Below are 17,212 nucleotides of genomic sequence, written 5' to 3'. Positions count from 1 at the left end.
GAACACGTGATCGGCAACTCCCGCACGCCCCGAACCACTCAACATCAAAATGATCAACTAGCGATCGCCGTCAACTGCGTCGGTGGATCGAGGCTCAGGCGTCGGGAATGCGCGCCCGAAGGTAGGCCCGAAGTAGCCGGCTTCGACATTGAGGCAATGCTTGAGGATTCCCAGCAGGTTGTTGCCGGTGGCGGTGCGGGGGAGTCTGGCTTCGCGTTCGCTCAGCCCGTCGAGCTTCCAGATCAGGTCTTCGCGAGTCGCCCGGAGGTAGTGGTGCAGCGCAGCCTTCGCATCGCCCAGGTCAGCCATGCCCACCAGTCTCCCTTATGCGCCCGAGCCGTCGTGCAAGGTGTCGTCTGCAAGATCAGCGCTCGGCTGGGGCGGTCGGCATCCCCATCATCCGTGCCCTGTCGAGTGGCTCCGTGCCTTGTGAAACACGGGCCGGCGATCATCCATAGTGGACATGTCCTACACTCCGCCGGTGATCAACAAGAAACGATCGGCGGCCGTCCTCATCGGACTGCTGGCGGCGACCGTGATGACCGGTCCGGCGCCAGCCCTCGCGGACGAGGAGACACCGGTCGAGCCGCCGAAGGTCGAGCTGGTACTCGACGTCAGCGGCTCGATGCGGGCCAAGGACATCGACGGCCGCAGCCGGATCTCCGTCGCCCAGCAGGCCTTCAACGAGGTGGTCGATGCGCTGCCCGAGGAGACCCAGCTCGGTATCCGAGTGCTCGGCGCGACCTACCAGGGCAAGGACAAGAAGCTGGGCTGCCTGGACACCCAGCAGATCGTGCCGGTCGGCCCGGTCGATCGGGTGCAGGCCAAGGCTGCGGTGGCGACCCTGCGGCCGACCGGGTTCACCCCGGTCGGTTTGGCTCTGCGCTCGGCTGCCCAGGACCTCGGCACCGGCACGACCGCCCGGCGGATCGTGCTGATCACTGACGGCGAGGACACCTGCGCCCCGCCGGACCCCTGCGAGGTCGCCCGGGAGTTGGCCGCTCAGGGTACGAAGTTGGTGGTCGACACGCTCGGGCTGGCCCCGGACGAGAAGGTGCGCCGGCAGTTGCTCTGCATCGCCGGCGCCACCGGCGGCACGTACACCGCCGCACAGAGCGCCGACGAGCTGACCAGCCGGATCAAGCAGCTGGTCGACCGGGCGAAGGACACCTACACGGCGGCCCCGGCCGTGGTCGCCGGGAAGTCGGCGTGCGACGATGCGCCGCTACTCGGCCCCGGCGTCTACAGCGACCGGGAGGCGTTCTCGGAACATCGCTGGTACCGGGTGCCGGTCCGCCCCGGGCAGGAGCTGCGTGCCTCGGTCAGCATGGCGTTGGACCGCCCGGTGAACCGCGACTATGGCGTGCTGCTGCGGGCCACGGCCACCGACGGCCGGGAACTGGTCCGCGGGGTGGATGCGGGCAGCGGCCGCACCGACGTGGTCTCCGCCGGCCTGCGCTGGTCAGCGAGCGAGAAGCAGGCGGACGGGGTGCCCCCGACGTCGAACGCCACGACCGCCGTCCCGGCCACCACGGTCTGCCTGGTCGTCAGCAACGCCTTCGCGCCCCGGCCGGGCACCCAGGCGACGCCCGGAATGCCGGTCGAGCTGACCGTGGACGTGGTTGCGTCCTCGCCCGCCCCGGCCGCCCCCGACCTCGGTCGGGGCTGGGTGCTGCTGGTGCTGCTGACCGTGGCCGGCCTGCTCACCGGACTGGTCACCGGCCTTCTCACCCGCTGGTGGGTGGCCACCTGGAGGGAGAACTGATGAGTACCAGGACGATCCGGAGTGGAGCGGCGCTGGCCGCCGCCGGCCTGGCCCTGCTGGCCGTCCCCGCTCCGGTCCAGGCCGCTCCCACACCCACGCCCTCGCCGGGCGCCACCCCGGTCACCCGGGCGGGGACCTCCTTTCTGACCGCCGCCGGCATCGCCGGCGGACAGCCGGTCCGGGTCGCCGCCTCCACCGGTGACTACCTGTACTGGTCGTTCCCGGCCGCGGCCGGTGAACGGCACGAGATCACCGCGACCGTGTCGTTCCCGAAGTCGCGCAGCGGTGCGTCGACCTGGACGATGGAGGTCTTCGACGGGCTACGGCGACGCCAGTCCTGCACGGCCGGCGCGCAGACTCCCACCGTCGAGGCCTCTGTCGGCAGTGTGTCGCTAGGTTGCAGCCTGCGACAGGTGCGGTCCTGGTCCGAGCCCTGGTCGGCTGACCCGCTGCCCGGGACGTACTACGTCCGGTTGTCGGTGGCCGAGCTGCCGGAGGCCGACCTTGGGCTTCCGATCGACGTGGAGCTGCTGGTCGGCGCGGACCGGCAAGACTCCCGCGACGACGGCGAGCTGAAGGCGCCGCTGGTGCCGCCCACGCAGGCCGGCACGGTACTCAGCGCCGAACCGGCGGCGCAATCGGTCGAGGAGGACGAGAGCGGGTACCTCGACTGGTTGCCCGGCCTCGGTTCGCGTTGGATCTGGAGCACGGTGGGCGGCCTACTCGCCGCCGCAGCCGGTGTTGCTGGCTTCGCTCTCACCCGCCGTCCCCGCGGTTCCCGCCGGCCGTGACCGGTGTCGGTGGCCGCTGCCCGGCGGGGAGCGGCCACCGGCCGGCGCAGGAGAGGAACTGAAAGCTCGCGGAGCAGGTGCGCCGAGGATGGCACCGATTCGGTGCTCGCCGCAGCCGGGGCGCGCAGCTCAACGGCTCGGGCGTGACCCGCCCGAGCCGGCAACCCGAGGCCGCGTGGGAACCGGGTGTTGGGTCGGTTCGCGTGGCTGGGTGGGGTGAACCCGTATCGGGATCGCGGGGCGATTTCGAGCCCGACCGTGTGGTGGCGGCGATCGGTGATCAGGTGGCCGGGGGAGTCAGGAGTTGAGGGCTGGCTCATCTGACATTTTAGTGTAATGTCAGCCACCCGGCCGAGGTGCCCCGACCTGGGTAAGCCTCGCCGGGCATCACCAACCGCGCCCGCCCGCAGGTCCGGCCTCAGCTGGACCGTGGATTCCGTCGATGCGAGGAGGACAAGAGTGGATGCCGTTACGAGTCCGCCGTCCCCGGTCAACGAAGCGACCCTGAACTACGCCCCCGGCAGCCCGGAGCGGGTGGCGCTGGAACGGGAGCTGGTGCGGCAGGAGAGCGGGGCGGTGGAGTTGACCGCCGTGATCGGTGGCCGTCGCCGGATGGGTGGGGGAGCGGAGATCGCGGTGGTGCAGCCGCACGACCACCGCCACGTGCTCGGGGTGATGCGCAACTCCACCCGGACCGACACCGAGGACGCGATCGCGGCGGCGGGAAAGGCGGCGCCCGGCTGGCGCGAGCTGTCCCTCGATGACCGTGCCGCGATCCTGCTCAAGGCCGCCGATCTGCTGGCCGGCCCGTGGCGGCAGCGACTCAACGCCGCGACGATGCTGGGCCAGTCGAAGACCGCCGTCCAGGCCGAGATCGACTCCGCGTGCGAGCTGGCCGACTTCTGGCGGTTCAACGTCCACTACGCCCGGCAGATCGTGGGCGAACAGCCGGTGGCGAACTCCCGTGGGGTGTGGAACCGCACCGACCACCGCCCCCTGGAGGGCTTCGTCTACGCCGTCACCCCGTTCAACTTCACCGCGATCGCCGGCAACCTGCCGACCGCGCCGGCGTTGATGGGCAACACGGTGCTCTGGAAGCCCGCGCCGACCCAACAGCTCGCTGCGAGCCTGATCATGGAGTTGCTGGAGGAGGCCGGCCTGCCGCCCGGCGTGATCAACATGTTGCCGGGCGACGGCCTCGACGTCTCGGCGGTGGCGCTCGCCCATCGCGACCTGGCAGGTATCCACTTCACCGGCTCCACCGCGACGTTCCAGCACCTGTGGTCGACGGTGGGAGCGAACCTCGGGGGCTACCGGTCGTACCCCCGGATCGTCGGAGAGACCGGCGGGAAGGGTTTCGTGCTCGCGCACGGCTCGGCCGATCCGGACGTGCTGCGGGTAGCGCTGCTGCGGGGCGCGTTCGAGTACCAGGGGCAGAAGTGCTCGGCCGCCTCGAGGGCGTACGTGGCCAGGTCGGTGTGGGACAGGGTGCGCAACCCGCTGCTCGCCGAGGTGGAGGCGCTGACGATGGGTGACGTCACCGACCTCTCCCACTTCATGGGGGCGGTGATCGACGCCCGGGCGTTGAGCCGGCACCGGACCGCGATCGACCGAGCCCGCCGGCGGGACTCGCTGACGGTGCTCGTCGGTGGCGAGGTCGACGATTCGATCGGTTATTTCGTCCGCCCCACCGTCGTGCACAGCGCCGACCCCACCGACGAGATGTTTCGCACGGAGTACTTCGGGCCGATCTTGGCCGTGCACGTCTTCGACGACGACGCATTCGCCGACGCGGTCGACCAGCTGGAGTCATTCTCGTCGTACGCGCTGACCGGCGCGGTCGTTGCCCGCGACCGGGCGGCGATCGCCTGGGCCAGTCAACGGCTGCGGTTCGCCGCCGGCAACTTCTATGTCAACGACAAGCCGACCGGGGCGGTGGTCGGGCAGCAGCCGTTCGGTGGCTCCCGCGCCTCGGGCACCAACGACAAGGCGGGTGCGGCGTCGAACCTGACCCGCTGGATCTCGCCGCGGTCAATCAAGGAGACCTTCGACCCGCCGCGAGACCACCGTTACCCCCACATGGGCTCCCGCTGACGGGCGCTACGAGCCTGAAATCCCTCTGGACTGACCCACTGATCAGGTGTAACGTCCTTCACACTTCACTAACATGTCACTGACATTCCATTCCCCCATTGTTTCATGACCACCGACACGGAGGTGTCAGATGAAGAGGTCACTCCGCTCCCTCGGTGTCGCCACGGCCATCACCGGGATGCTCGCCCTGGCCGCATGCGGCACGGACACCTCGTCCACCAGTTCCGGGGCAACCGGCTTCGGCGACTGTGAGGTGACAGCGAACCCCACGGTCCACGAGATGAAGACCATGACCGAGGGCACCCTCACCGTCGCCGCCTCGCTGCCCTACCCGGCCGGCTACCGGGGCAACACCCTCGAATCGGTCAACGGCGGCTACATGTACTGCCTCGACGCTGAAATCGCCAACCGCGCCGGACTGAGCAAGATCAAGCTGGTGAATGCCTCGTTCGAGGCCCTCGTCACCGCCAAGACCTCGAACTTCGACTTCGCGGTCTGGGACATCTACGACACACCCGAACGACGCAAGGCCGTCGACTTCTCCACGCCCTACAACACCTACCGCACCGGTGTCCTCGTCAAGACCGGATCCGACCTGACCAAGGAGAGCATCAGGACGGCCACCGTCGGCGTGCTCGCCGGATCCGTTCAGCTCACGTACGTCAACGAGACGCTCAAGCCCAAGCAGGTGCGGGTCTTCGCCTCCAACGACGACCTCTTCAACGCCGTACTGGCCGGGCAGGTCGACGCCGCGCTCAACGACACCGCCACCGTCATGCCCCGTGCGGCCAGCTCGGACGGCAAGCTCGAGGTCATCGGACAGTATCCGGTCGGCGGCGACGTGGCAGCGCTCTTCCCCAAGGGCTCGCAGAACGTCACGGCGGTCAACCAGATCCTCGCCGACATGGAGAAGGACGGCACCCTCGCCGCCATCATGGACAAGTGGCTGAACCCGATCCTCGGCGGCGACCCTGACAAACTGGCCGACTGGAGTGCCTGACCATGAAGGTGCAGGCACCCGAGACACGTGACGCCACGCCGACAACGTCCGGTACCGGCCTCACTCCGACCAGGCCACTGTCGACGACGGCCTACCTCACCGCCGCCGCCGTCCTCACCGTCCTGGCCGCAACCCTGTGCTACCAGCTCGCCACCATGCTGGTCGACGCACCCGCGACACGGATCCTGCTCGGTGCCGCGCTCCCGGTCGCCGCGCTCGGCTGGCCCCTCTCGTTGGCCTACCGGCGCAGCCACCGGTCCCGGCAGCACTGGGGGGCCGGCCGGTACGTCGAGGCCCGCCGGGCGGCGGCGCATTCCCGCAACGCCGCCATCTCGTCCCTCGGACTCAGCGGCTGCCTGGCCATCGTGACCGTGCTCGCCCTGATGGTCTTCACCAACGACGGGGCAGTGCAGAAGACGTTCTTCAACGGCGAGTACATGTCGCGCAGCTTCCTCGACATCCTCCGCGCCCTGTGGATCAACATCCAGATCGCGCTCGGCGCCCAGGTCCTCGCCATGGTCTTCGGGCTCGTGCTCGCCATCGGCCGGCAACTGCCGGGCCGGGGCTTCCGCCCGGTCAGGGCGCTGTCCATCGCCTACATCGACGTGTTCCGCGGCATCCCGTCGGTCGTCCTGATCTACCTCGTCTGCTACGGCCTACCGCTGACCGAGGTGCCGTTCCTCAGCGGCGGATCGCTGGTCGTCTACGCCATCGTGGCGCTGGCCATGACGTACAGCGCCTACAACGCGGAGCTGTACCGCGCCGGGATCGAGTCGATCAACCCCGGCCAGAGCTCCGCAGCCCTGTCCATGGGCCTGACCCAGACCGACGTCCAGCGGTTCGTCATCCTGCCGCAGATGGCCCGCAACATCGCCGCGCCCATGCTCAGCACCTTCATCGGCCTGCAGAAGGACACCGCGTTGGTGATCGTCGTCGGCATCATCGACGCGTTCAGCCAGGCCAAGATCTACTCGGCGAACGATTTCAACCTCTCCGCGGTGACCGCCGTGTGCATCGTCTTCGTTCTCATCACCATCCCGCAGACCCGGTTCGTCGACTACCTGCTCGCCCGTACCGGGGCCAGGAAGACAGGGGCGTGAGGCATGTCCCGAGCGTTCATCGAGTTCGACAAGGTGACCAAGCGGTACGCCGACCTCACCGTGCTGGACAAGGTCGACCTCACCGTCGGCCGGCACGAGGTCGTCACGCTCATCGGCGCCTCCGGTTCCGGCAAGTCGACGCTGCTGCGCTGCGTCAACGGGCTGGAGGACGTCCAGGGCGGGCGGATCCTCCTCGACGGTGACGTCGTCTCCGGCGAGGGTGTCGACCTGGTCGGGCTGCGCCGCCGGGTCGGGATCGTCTTCCAGAGCTACAACCTGTTCCCGCACATGACGGTGCTGCGAAACTGCACGCTCACCCCGGTCCGTGCCGGCGTGGCCAGCAAGGCCGAGGCCGAGGCCAACGCGCGGGCGATGCTCGACCGCGTGGGCCTGCGCGACAAGGCCGACGCCTATCCCTCGCAACTCTCCGGCGGCCAGCAGCAGCGCGTCGCCATCGCCCGGGCGATGCTCATGCGCCCGCAGGCCCTGCTGCTGGACGAGATCACCTCAGCCCTCGACCCGGAACTCGTGATCGAGGTGCTGAACCTGGTCCGGGAACTCGCCTCCGACGGCATCACCATGATGATGACGACCCACGAGATGCCCTTCGCCCGCGAGATCTCATCGAAGGTCTGCTTCCTGCACCGGGGCGTGATCCTCGAACAGGGCCCGCCCGAGCAGATCTTCGAATCACCCGCCGCGCCCGAACTCCGCTCGTTCCTCCGCAAGATCCACGAAGCCGGCCGGGACTAGGCCCCACCTCCATGAGACAAGGTCAGGGAAACCAACCGATGAGCAAGACGTACGACACCAGGGACTTTTTCACCTACCTCGGGTACCCGAGCGGCGACCGGCCCTACTGGTGCGAGGACCTGCGCAGCCTCTCCGTCTACTGCCGAGGCGACCGGGCGAACCTGGAGGCGCTCCTCGCGCCGACCCCGTTCGAGCTCGCCGACGACCGGTTCGTCGTGCAGATCGCGGACTTCGGCAACGCCACCCCCGGCTCCTTCTACGACTCGGGCGTCGTCATCCCCGTCCGCTACGGCGACCACCGGGGAGTCAACTACTTCTTCGAGTACGAGGACCAGCCCTGGAGCGTCGCCTTCGGCCGGGAGGTCTGGGGCTATCCCAAGCAGTACGCCGACATCGCGCTGACCGACACCGCCGACGCGGTCTCCGGCGCCGTGCACCGCTCCGGCAAGCTGATCTTCGGTATCTCGATGACCCCCGTGGACGGGCACGACAACGCGGCCTGGGCGGACATGTCCCTCTACCCGCACCTCCAGGTCCACGCCCTGCCGGAAGCCGACGGGCCAGGGTTCCGGATCTTCGAGATCGTCTCCCGGGACACCTCGAAGGACTTCGTCCTCAAGCACCGGAGCTTCGGACCCGCAGCCGTCGAGCTCACCGACTCGCTCTCGGTCAACGGCGTCGCGCTGAAGGTGGTCGAGGTGCTCGGCGGGGAGTTCTCCGTCGGGGACTACGCCTGCACCGTGGAGAACGGCATCTCGACGGTGATCGACGACCTTCTCGGCGACCCGTCCCGTGCCGGAGCGTCGGAGCGCCCGTAACCGTCCGGTAGCTTGCCAGAGTGCGGGGCCGCTGCGCAGAAGCGGCGCACGACGTGGGGAAGGAATCACGATTTTGTCGGAGTACGTCGGAAAGGGCGCGCTCGTCGGCATTGATCAGACGGGCACCGCCCTGATGAGCCAATCGGCCTACGCCAGCCTATGCTCTCGACTCGTCCGCGCCGAGATCATGCCCGGGGACCGGCTCGTCGAGAACGACCTGCGGGCCGACCTCGGCGTGGGTCTCTCCCCGGTGCGTGAGGCCATCAGGCGGCTGGAGTTCGAGAAGCTGGTGGTCATCTACCCGCGCAGCGGCACCTACGCCACCGAGATCGCGCTCAAGGACTCCCGCTCGGTCATGGAACTGCGGCTGGAACTGGAGTCCCTGGCCACCATGCTGGCCTGCCGCCGCGGCTCGAAAGCGGAGAAGGAACAACTCGTCGCGCTCGCCGAGGAGCAGGCCCGCACCACCGACCTGCAACGGTGCATCGACCTGGACGCCGCGTTCCACAAGGGCATCTACCTGATGAGCCGCAACGAGTACCTCAAGACGACTGCCCGGATCTACTTCAACCTGGCCCTGCGGCAGTGGTACTTCTGCTCCAAGGTGGTCACTACCCCGGACTGGACCGCGGTGGACCACCGTCCCCTCGCGGCGGCCGTCGCCGACGATGACGCCGCCACCGCCGCCGAGCAGATGCGCGAGCACGTCCGCCACGACTCCCAGCAGGTGTTCGAGATCCTCACCAACTACGGCCTGTAGCCGCCCGAGGGGGCGTGCCCGAGCCGCCGAAAGGACGGCGCCATGCCATCCGCCGCACTGACATCCCTGTTCACCCTCGACGGAGCACGCGCCCTCGTCACCGGTGCCCACGGCGGTCTCGGCCGCGCCCAGGCCCTCGCCCTCGGCCACGCCGGCGCCGAGATCATCGCGACCGATCTGACGGCGGACCGCGCCGAGCAGGCGTGCGACTACCTGCGCCAGCAGGGCGTCCGCGCGCTTCCGCTGGCGCTGGAGGTCACCTCCCTCGACAGTATCGAGGCCGCGTTCGGCGTCCTCGAACAGCAAGGCCGCGTCCCCGACGTGGTGGTGAACAACGCCGGTGTGTCGCTGCGCAACAGCGCGTTCAACGCCACCGCCGCCGAGTTCGACCTCACCCTCGGGGTCAACCTGCGCGGCACGTACTTCGTGGCCCAGCGCGCCGCGCGGGCCATGCGGCCGCGCGGCGGAGGCCGGATCATCAACCTCGCCTCCATCGGCGGTTTGGTCGTCGACGGCGAGCGGTCCTCGGTGTACGACGCGTCGAAGGCAGCCGTGGTGCAGCTGACGAAGAACCTCGCCTACGAGTGGGGCAGGCATGGCATCCGGGTGAACGCCATCGCCCCGGGCTACATGCGCACGGAGATGACCGCCGACCTCATGCCCACCAGGGAAGTCGAGGACGAACTGGTGGCAAGGCACATTCCCCTGGGCCGGGTCGGCGAGGCGGGGGACCTGGCCGGCGCCGTGGTGTTCCTCGCCTCGAACGCGTCCGCGTACGTCACCGGGCACACGCTCACCGTCGACGGCGGTTGGGTCGTGTCGCTCTGACGGTCTCCGCTGTGGGTCTCATGGTCGGCTCCGCGTCCTGCCGCCGGGCCACCCCGGCGGTGTCGATCTGCGCCGCGGGTGCGGCGAGATCGCGTGCGGCGTTGAAGTCGCGGTCCAGGGCCAGGCGCTCGGCTTCTGCGGCGTCTCCGGCAACTCCAGCAGCGACGCCTGCAACCTCACCCAGGCCCGGCTCGCCAAGGCGAGCACGGCTGGACGCCGCTCAGACCCAACGCGTGAGTGTCATGCCGAAGGTTGCCAACCTGCTGCTGCGACCGCCGGCCGGACTGACCCGTGTGGCCGCATCCCTCGACGTCCTCGGCGGCGGCCGGGGTCGAGTTGGGTCTCGGCGCCAGCGGCCACGGCCACGCCATCTACAGCGAAGGGGGCCCGGACGCCGCGGTCGGCGAACGCATCAGCGCCTTCACCGAAGCCGTCCATGTCATCCGAGCCCTGACCGTACCGGGGCTGCCGGTCGCCATCGACGGCCGACACCACCGCCTCCACCAGGCGATGCCCGGGCCGCCCCACCCGGTGGGGGGCGTCAGGCGGCGGGTGAGTATGTCAGTGGCGGCGAGGACAATCGGCTGCGCGACGTTCTCTACCGGCAGGCGTTCGCCGTGCTCAAAGCCTCACGCGGCGCCCGGGCCTCTAGGACGTCCACCGGGTCAGCGTCGGTTGCACGGCCCCACCGCCGTACTGTTGCAGTGTGACCGTGCCTGCCGATCACATGTCCACCGTCTTGGCGCCGTTCGTGGTGACGCTGGAGGCATACGATCTTGGGCCAGGTCCGGTCGGCGTTCATCGCGGGCTGCCATCGTCCACGGTGTCGATCACGATTCCGGAGGAGGACTCGCTCGAGATCGCGTGGATCAGACGGCCCGGCTCGCGCCAAAAGCTACGGGCCGTGGTCGCCGGACTCCACTTGGATGCGGCCGAGTTGAGGCAAGAGCGGTGCACGCGCGGGGTGTACGTGACGCTCAGCCCACTGGGTGCCAGCACCCTGCTGGGGCTTCCGGCATCGGCTCTGGCCGGGCAGGTCGCCGACCTCGCCGATGTCGTCCCGGCGATGGCCGACCTGCCGGAGCGCCTGATGGCCTGTCGATCCTGGCCACGCCGTCGCGCACTTGTCGAGCGCTGCCTGGTCAGTGGCCTGTTTCGTCATAAAGAACGCGCGAACCACGACGAACTGCGGGCCACGTTGGCGGTCCTGTCCGAGGCCAGCCGGGTGCAGGAGGCCGCTGAGCTACTCGGATGCTCCCGACGGCACCTGAGCAGGATGGTCCGTGCCGAGTTCGGGGTGACGCCGAAGGAGTACCAACGGCTCGTTCGCTTCGAGACTGCCCGGGGCCGGCTCGTGGCCGCCGCCAATGCCGGAAAGGTCAGTCTGGCGGCGGTGGCCGCCGCCTCGGGTTTCGCCGATCAGGCCCATCTCACCCGCGAGTGGCGGGCCATGGCCGCGTGCACCCCGATGGAGTGGCTACGCGCCGAGGGCCTGGCTCCGCGGTGTGCCGGCCGATGATCGGCCACCCGGCAAGGAGCGCGCGGGCGGTTGACGACCGGTGTGGCCGGGCTCGTTCCCAGATGTTCAAGACTCTGCCGCTGCCCGATCCCATGATGGGGGCATGAAGTCGCTTTCCCCTCGTCTGATCGTCTCCGATCCGGATTCTGCGTCGGCGTTCTACCAGCTTGCCCTCGGCGCCGAGGAAGTGTTCCGGGCCCCACCGGGCGACGACGGCCGACCCACCGTCGTCGATCACCGTATCGGTCGTTGGTCCTTCCGGGTCTCGCCTGCCGTCTCGTCGTGGGGTGGCTCTCACCGGGTGATCTCGGTGGATCCGCGGTCCTCCTCGAGATCGAGGTCGATGACCCGGACGGAGTAGGCGACCGCATGATCGCCCACGGCGCCGAGGTGATCGTGCCTATCGAGAACCGGCCCTACGGCAAGCGCTCGGGTCGCATCCGTGATCCGTTCGGCCATCTCTGGATCATCACAGGCGAGCTACGCTGAGGGCCGACCGGCGACCCGTTGAGCAAGGCTGCTCACCATGCCCGGCGACACCCGGGTCCACACCGGCCACGGTGACGGCACCACGATCGCCGCCGAAGCCCCACACTTGGACGAGTGGATCGCCCGCGGTCATTGACTCGGGCACGTCAACCCACCAAGGCTGAAGGGGCATCAGGTAAACGTTGTCGATGCGCTCGCCGTTGCCGAACAGGCAGCCCTCGACCCGGTCCGCGCCGGCCACGCCGGTGCCCCGGCCGTTGTGCGGGTGCAGGCTCAGCACCAGGCTGTCCCGCCGCGGCAGGTGCCGGTGCATCCACTCGATCGAGTCGGCATAGACGTTCGGCTCGCCATCTCGACCGGTGGCGGGCAGGTTCACGATCACCTTCCGGGGCCCGGCTCGGGTCGACAACCTCGATGACCTGGACGATCACCACCATCCGACCACGCGCATCGATGGTCACGATGGCGCCGCTGTCACCAATGCCTGGCGAAACGGTCCACTACGCGGAAACCGGCCGAGGTGTGCTGCATTGTGCCAGGAAACCGCGATGGAGCCCCCCGACGAAACCACCCCGGCCATCCGGCCGGGGTGGTTTCACGGCGGCGACTACGCCCGAGGCCCGTAGGTCAGGCGGCGCAGGACGATCTCGGCGGGGCCGGCCTGCTTGCGCTTGTCGAGCAGGTGGGCGGTCAGAACGGTCGCGAGCCAGACGGCCACCGCGATGATCAGTCCGGTCACCGTGGGGCTGTTGAAACGGTCGCCGAGAGCTAGCGTGAAGGGTGCCAGGAGGATCAGCCAGGCCACCGACTGGAACAGGTATCCCGACAGGGAACGCTGGCCCAGGGCCGAGAGGGCGCCGACAACGGAGCCGGGCCGGGTGACCCGCATGGCGATCAGGCCGAAGACGGCCACGTAACCCGGGCCGGCGAACAGGCCGCTGGCGCCGTGAAGCATCAGCATCAGGCTGGCGGCCGACTCGTTGACGTGCAGCCATCCGGCACTGACCAGGGCGGCCGGGAGGCCTCCGGCGATGGCGACGCCGAGTCCGAGGATGGTGGTCCACGTGAGCAGGCTCTTGTGGCGGGCCGGCTCTTCGAGGACGCGGCGGCGGGCGGCCCACATGCCCAGCCAGGCGATGATGATGAAGGGCAGGACCCTCAGCGTGTGCATCGGCCATTCGCCGACGCGATCCAACATGGACGCGGCGTACCCGGGCGCGGCGAGGGAGTCGACGTGGCCGGCCGGCAGCGGGGCCGACCCGCCCTGCCCTCCGAGAATGCGGCTCACCACGATGGCACCGAGAATCAGGATCTCGACCGCTGCCAGCGCCCAGAGCACCAGCACAATGCGGTGGAACTTGTCGCCGCGGCGCAGCAGCACCAGCGTCATCACGAGCCCGACTATCCCGTAGGCGCCGAGGAAGTCGCCGTAGTAGAGCAAGGCGGCGTGCGCGAACCCGAAGACGACGAGCCAGAGATTGCGGCGTATCAGCACCGAGCGGACCTGCTTCGGTGTGGCGCCGGAGGCGTCCTGACGGCGGGCGAGCTGAACGATTCCGTAGCCGAACATCACGGCGAAGACCGGGTACCCGCGGGCGTGGACGAGTTCGAAGAGCAGGAAGTTGAGGCCGCGGTCGGCGCCTTCTGGCGTGGCGTCGAGACCGGGCTCGCCGGCGAAGACGACTCCGGCGACGTTGGCCAACGCGATGATCAGCAGCATCGCTCCTCTGGCTAGGTCCGGTGCGAGGGCGCGTTCGGCGCGCCGGACCGCCCCTCTCGATGTCCGCCGTGCGGTGTCAACGCTCATGTTCGTCCTTCTTCCCGAGACCCAAGCTTTAGTTTGCGTGAGAAAGTATCACACGTACACTAATAGGGTCTGGCATGATGGGGCCTAGTTTTCGGAGACGAACGGAGGGTCCATGACCAGCGAGGACCCCGTTCCGGCGTCGCTGCGTCGACTGTGGGGGATATCGGAGTCCTCGCGGCTCGGGCGGCCCGCGGTCCTTGACGTCGACCGGGTCGTCGCCACGGCGGTGGAGATCGCCGACCGCGACGGGCTCGGCGGCGTGACGCTTCCCAAGGTCGCCAAGAGCCTCGGTTTCACGAGCATGTCGCTCTACCGGCACGTCGGATCCAAGGGCGAACTGCTCACTCTCATGGCCGACGTCGCCATGGGCGCACCGCCGGACATCGACACCGACGACTGGCGCGAAGGGCTGCGCAGTTGGGCCTCCGCGCAGCGCGTGGTGTTCCAGCGCCGACCGTGGCTAACACGCGTGCCCGCCTCCGGGCCGCCCTCCGGACCGAACCAGATCGCCTGGATGGAGGCCGCCCTGGCGATCATGTCCCGCACCCGCCTCGACTGGGCACACAAGGTCGGCATCCTGTCACTGATCAACGGTTACGTGGTCCAGTCGGTGCGGCAGTACGACGAACTCGCCGAAGGCAGGGCCGAGGGCCAGCGGCAGGTCGACGCCGAGCGCGCCTACGGCCGCGCGCTGGCACGGCTCGTCCAGCCCGAGCGCTTCCCCGAGACGGCTCGGCTGTTCTCCTCGACGCTGTTCGAGGCGCCGCCGGACACCCCCGACGCGACGGTCGCCGACGCGGACTTCTCGCTCGGGTTGGAGTTGATCCTCGACGGCGTCGCCGTCCGGATCGAGCGCTTCGACTGAGGCGCGTCCCCCGTTCGGCCCCGGGCCGGGCTGCTGCCGGCCGCCGCGATCGCCGGAAACTGCTGCACGGCACCGTCTCACCGCGGCCGGCCGGGGCGTTCCTGGTCGTGGCGATCGGTCACGGCACCGGGACCGTGGCCGGGCAGCGGCAGGTCGCCGACAAGCGCACGAAGCCCCTCCCGTACCCCTTGGAATAGATCGTCCAGTGGTTTCCTTCACGATCGCTTCGCGTACGGACGGGCGGCGGGGCCACCCACGTAGGGCGGTCACGGCGACGCTGGTCCGATTCGCCGCTGCGGCGAAGCGCTGCGCCGCCCGCCGCAGCGGCGAGCAGGTACACGCGCCGCCACCGTCGCTCGCAGCCGCTTGTCATCAACGAGACCGTGGTCCTCGTAGGACAACCAGGTTGACGCTATTGGATGACGGCTTCAGTGATCCCCTCGTGCCAGTGCACGGATCTGCCGAGATGTGCGCACCCGATCACGGCGGCAGCGATGCCGACGACAGCGCGTTCGGGCCGTGGGGCACCCGGTCGCCGGGCTCGCCCTCGTGGCACCATGTTGCGCTATGGATCATCAGGGGCAGCTTCGTCGTGCAGCGCTCGCGTTGGGCATCCCGGACGACGAGGTCAGCCGGTTCATCCAGCACCTCCGTTTGTCGATCCGGTTGAGCGGAGGATCCAGCGGTGTTCCGGTCGGGCAGTTCGGTGGGTTGCCCCGGCTGCCGGTGGGCATGGACTGGCCGTCCGACGGGGTCAGTCCGTTGCCGTTCATCTTCTCGGTCGACTGTGCGGCGCTGCCAAGAGTCGACGGCTTCGGCCTGCCGGCAGACGGCTCGCTGCTGTTCTTCCTGGACCACGAGCAGGCCGCTGCCACCGGGGAGCGGAGGTACGGGCGAGTCGTGTATGTGCCGGCCGGCACCGATACCGAGGTGGCGGCAGGATCCACCGACCACGCGTTCGTCGACAAGCAGTACGACGTCGGCGCCACGCTGCGCGCGGAGTTCCCCGATTGGTTCGGGGCGGACGAGGACGACGAGGACGAGGACGACCTGTCGCCCTTCCAGCAGCAGTTGGCCCGTGACATCGAGCGTGACCTGCCGCACCTTGACGAACTCTGTGCTCTGGCCAACGATCTCTGGCCGCCTGACAACGGGTACGCCAGCGCCTATATCGGCGGGTATGCCGACGAGGAGGTAATCAAGAGTATTGCGGAGCAGACCCTCGCGTGGCGCGAGAAGACCGGCGAGATCGTCATCCCGGTCGCGAAATGGTATTCCCATGTGGAGAAGGAGACGCACCGGCTGACGATTGAGTGGGTGTCGCTCGCCCGCTTTGCCGTAGATAACGAGTTCTATTACCGGAGTGACGGGAGTTTCGTGATCCGTCATGACGACCTGGCCGCTGGTCGGCTGGACGAGGCGCTTTCCGTGGCTGAGTTGATCCCATAGAACACCGGCGGCGCCGGATACGGCCACGATCTGCGTTGTCGGCGATGCCGACGTCAGATGCTGGGCATCCGCCATTGCCGATGAGCGGTCGCCGTGACATGCGCGTCCCGCGCGCCTCGGTCGGGTGCGCGTGTTGGGCGAAGTAGGACCGGGTGGAGGGTAGTCGCCCCGCCAACTGAGGGACCTCCGAAAGTGGACGCCCGAAACTACGATGAGTGCCGGCGCGGCCCTTGGTCATCAGGCACATTCTCCTTCGCGCGTGAATTCGGAGGCATCGTGAAGCTCTTGCTTACGTCCGGCGGCGTCACGAACCCGAGCATCCACTCGGTGCTCGTGCAGCTGCTCGGCAAGCCGATCGATGAGTGCCACGCCCTCTGCGTCCCGACAGCACAGTGGGGTCACCCGATGTGCGGTCCGACATCGGTACGGGACTTCGTCGCCGCCGAGCCCAAGCCTGACTGGCAGTACATGTCCGGCCTGGGCTGGGCGTCGCTCGGTGTCCTCGAGCTCACCGCACTGCCCACCATCGGCGCGGAGCGATGGGTCCCCTGGGTCCGGAAGGCCGACGTGCTCCTGGTCGACGGAGGCGACGCGACATACCTGTGCCACTGGATGCGCGAGTCCGGGCTAGCCGATCTGCTGCCTTCGCTGCCCGACAAGGTCTGGGTGGGAGTAAGCGCCGGAAGCATGGTGATGACGCCCCGGATCGGGGACTACTTCGTCGAGCGGCCGTCCGCACCAGACGACCGCACCCTGGGAGTCGTCGACTTCTCGATCTTCCCGCACCTGAACCTCTTCCCGACGAACACCATGGCTGACGCGGAGCGATGGGCCGCCGACGTCGGCGTCCCGGCCTACGCCATCGACGAACAGACGGCCATCAAGGTCGTTGACGGCTCAGTCGAGGTGGTCTCCGAAGGACAATGGACGAAGTTCGGGTGAATGTCGCCGGGCGACTATCCGGATCTGCCGCGATCCGTGCGTCACGCATTGTGACAGTGGCTCGTGCCGAACAACCGCAAACTGCCGATGTCAGTGAGCCTTTCCGAGTAACGGTTCGCGACTGTGCGTAGTGTTCATTTCAGGTGGTTCGTCCGTGCTCGATGTGGAGGATGACCAGGGCTGCGGCGACGATGGCGCCGATCCGCCAGGGACACAGGCTGACGTTCCGGAG

At 68.7% G+C, this 17,212-nt stretch carries 15 protein-coding genes and 3 pseudogenes; 14 read left to right on the top strand and 4 right to left on the bottom strand.

Annotated elements, in window-relative coordinates; translation table 11 throughout:
• Positions 1-63: 63 nt before the first annotated feature.
• Positions 64-309, bottom strand: a pseudogene (locus AB0G14_RS32510) (DUF664 domain-containing protein); the annotation flags it as partial.
• A gap of 172 nt (positions 310-481) precedes the next feature.
• On the opposite strand from AB0G14_RS32510, the gene AB0G14_RS32505 reads away from it, so the two are divergent.
• The 11 genes from AB0G14_RS32505 (at position 482) to AB0G14_RS32455 (ending at position 11,917) form a co-directional block, all read left to right on the top strand.
• The gene (locus AB0G14_RS32505) at positions 482-1,765 is read left to right on the top strand and encodes a VWA domain-containing protein (RefSeq protein ID WP_357704098.1); all 1,284 of its coding nucleotides are present in this window, start codon (positions 482-484) and stop codon (positions 1,763-1,765) included.
• Positions 1,765-2,556, top strand: coding sequence for a peptidase (locus AB0G14_RS32500; RefSeq protein WP_357704096.1), 792 nt, complete (start codon positions 1,765-1,767; stop codon positions 2,554-2,556). The genes AB0G14_RS32505 and AB0G14_RS32500 overlap by 1 nt, the downstream gene beginning before the upstream one ends.
• A 459-nt stretch (positions 2,557-3,015) precedes the next feature.
• A complete protein-coding gene (gene pruA / locus AB0G14_RS32495) occupies positions 3,016-4,650 on the top strand; it encodes an L-glutamate gamma-semialdehyde dehydrogenase (protein WP_357704094.1) in 1,635 nt (544 codons plus the stop codon).
• Positions 4,651-4,780: 130 nt separating this feature from the next.
• Positions 4,781-5,650, top strand: coding sequence for an ABC transporter substrate-binding protein (locus tag AB0G14_RS32490; RefSeq protein ID WP_357704092.1), 870 nt, complete (start codon positions 4,781-4,783; stop codon positions 5,648-5,650).
• A gap of 2 nt (positions 5,651-5,652) precedes the next feature.
• The gene (locus AB0G14_RS32485) at positions 5,653-6,750 is read left to right on the top strand and encodes an amino acid ABC transporter permease (protein WP_357704090.1); all 1,098 of its coding nucleotides are present in this window, start codon (positions 5,653-5,655) and stop codon (positions 6,748-6,750) included.
• Positions 6,751-6,753: 3 nt separating this feature from the next.
• Positions 6,754-7,503, top strand: coding sequence for an amino acid ABC transporter ATP-binding protein (locus tag AB0G14_RS32480; RefSeq protein WP_357704088.1), 750 nt, complete (start codon positions 6,754-6,756; stop codon positions 7,501-7,503).
• 38 nt (positions 7,504-7,541) lie between these two features.
• A complete protein-coding gene (locus AB0G14_RS32475; protein ID WP_357704086.1) occupies positions 7,542-8,321 on the top strand; it encodes an acetoacetate decarboxylase family protein in 780 nt (259 codons plus the stop codon).
• Between the two features lie 73 nt (positions 8,322-8,394).
• Positions 8,395-9,081 (top strand): GntR family transcriptional regulator, encoded by a 687-nt coding sequence (locus AB0G14_RS32470; RefSeq protein ID WP_357704084.1) that lies wholly within the window; start codon positions 8,395-8,397, stop codon positions 9,079-9,081.
• Positions 9,082-9,123: 42 nt separating this feature from the next.
• Positions 9,124-9,909, top strand: a complete 786-nt coding sequence (locus AB0G14_RS32465) for a glucose 1-dehydrogenase (RefSeq protein WP_357704082.1) — start codon at positions 9,124-9,126, stop codon at positions 9,907-9,909.
• A 706-nt stretch (positions 9,910-10,615) separates the two neighbouring features.
• Entirely contained in the window at positions 10,616-11,428 is an 813-nt protein-coding gene (locus tag AB0G14_RS32460) for a helix-turn-helix domain-containing protein (RefSeq protein WP_357704080.1), read from the top strand.
• 369 nt (positions 11,429-11,797) lie between these two features.
• Positions 11,798-11,917 carry a VOC family protein gene (locus AB0G14_RS32455; protein WP_357704100.1) on the top strand — a complete coding sequence of 40 codons (120 nt, stop codon included), beginning with the start codon at positions 11,798-11,800 and terminating at the stop codon, positions 11,915-11,917.
• Positions 11,918-12,080: 163 nt separating this feature from the next.
• On the opposite strand, the pseudogene AB0G14_RS32450 reads toward AB0G14_RS32455, so the two are convergent.
• Positions 12,081-12,339: pseudogene (locus AB0G14_RS32450) on the bottom strand (2-isopropylmalate synthase); the annotation flags it as partial.
• 185 nt (positions 12,340-12,524) lie between these two features.
• Complete coding sequence (locus AB0G14_RS32445) at positions 12,525-13,724, bottom strand: DUF418 domain-containing protein (RefSeq protein ID WP_357704078.1); 1,200 nt, start codon at positions 13,722-13,724, stop codon at positions 12,525-12,527.
• A 112-nt stretch (positions 13,725-13,836) separates the two neighbouring features.
• On the opposite strand from AB0G14_RS32445, the gene AB0G14_RS32440 reads away from it, so the two are divergent.
• The 3 genes from AB0G14_RS32440 to AB0G14_RS32430 all read left to right on the top strand — a co-directional run bounded on the left by AB0G14_RS32440 (position 13,837) and on the right by AB0G14_RS32430 (position 16,980).
• Positions 13,837-14,589, top strand: a complete 753-nt coding sequence (locus tag AB0G14_RS32440; protein WP_357704076.1) for a TetR/AcrR family transcriptional regulator — start codon at positions 13,837-13,839, stop codon at positions 14,587-14,589.
• A gap of 567 nt (positions 14,590-15,156) precedes the next feature.
• Complete coding sequence (locus AB0G14_RS32435) at positions 15,157-16,038, top strand: DUF1963 domain-containing protein (protein ID WP_357704074.1); 882 nt, start codon at positions 15,157-15,159, stop codon at positions 16,036-16,038.
• 276 nt (positions 16,039-16,314) lie between these two features.
• A complete protein-coding gene (locus AB0G14_RS32430) occupies positions 16,315-16,980 on the top strand; it encodes a Type 1 glutamine amidotransferase-like domain-containing protein (RefSeq protein WP_357704072.1) in 666 nt (221 codons plus the stop codon).
• Positions 16,981-17,119: 139 nt separating this feature from the next.
• On the opposite strand, the pseudogene AB0G14_RS32425 reads toward AB0G14_RS32430, so the two are convergent.
• A pseudogene (locus tag AB0G14_RS32425) lies at positions 17,120-17,212 on the bottom strand (IS5/IS1182 family transposase); the annotation flags it as partial.

The sequence above is a fragment of the Micromonospora sp. NPDC023814 genome, from assembly GCF_040639595.1.
Taxonomy (GTDB): Bacteria; Actinomycetota; Actinomycetes; order Mycobacteriales; family Micromonosporaceae; genus Micromonospora.
This window is presented reverse-complemented; position numbering and strand designations above follow the sequence as displayed.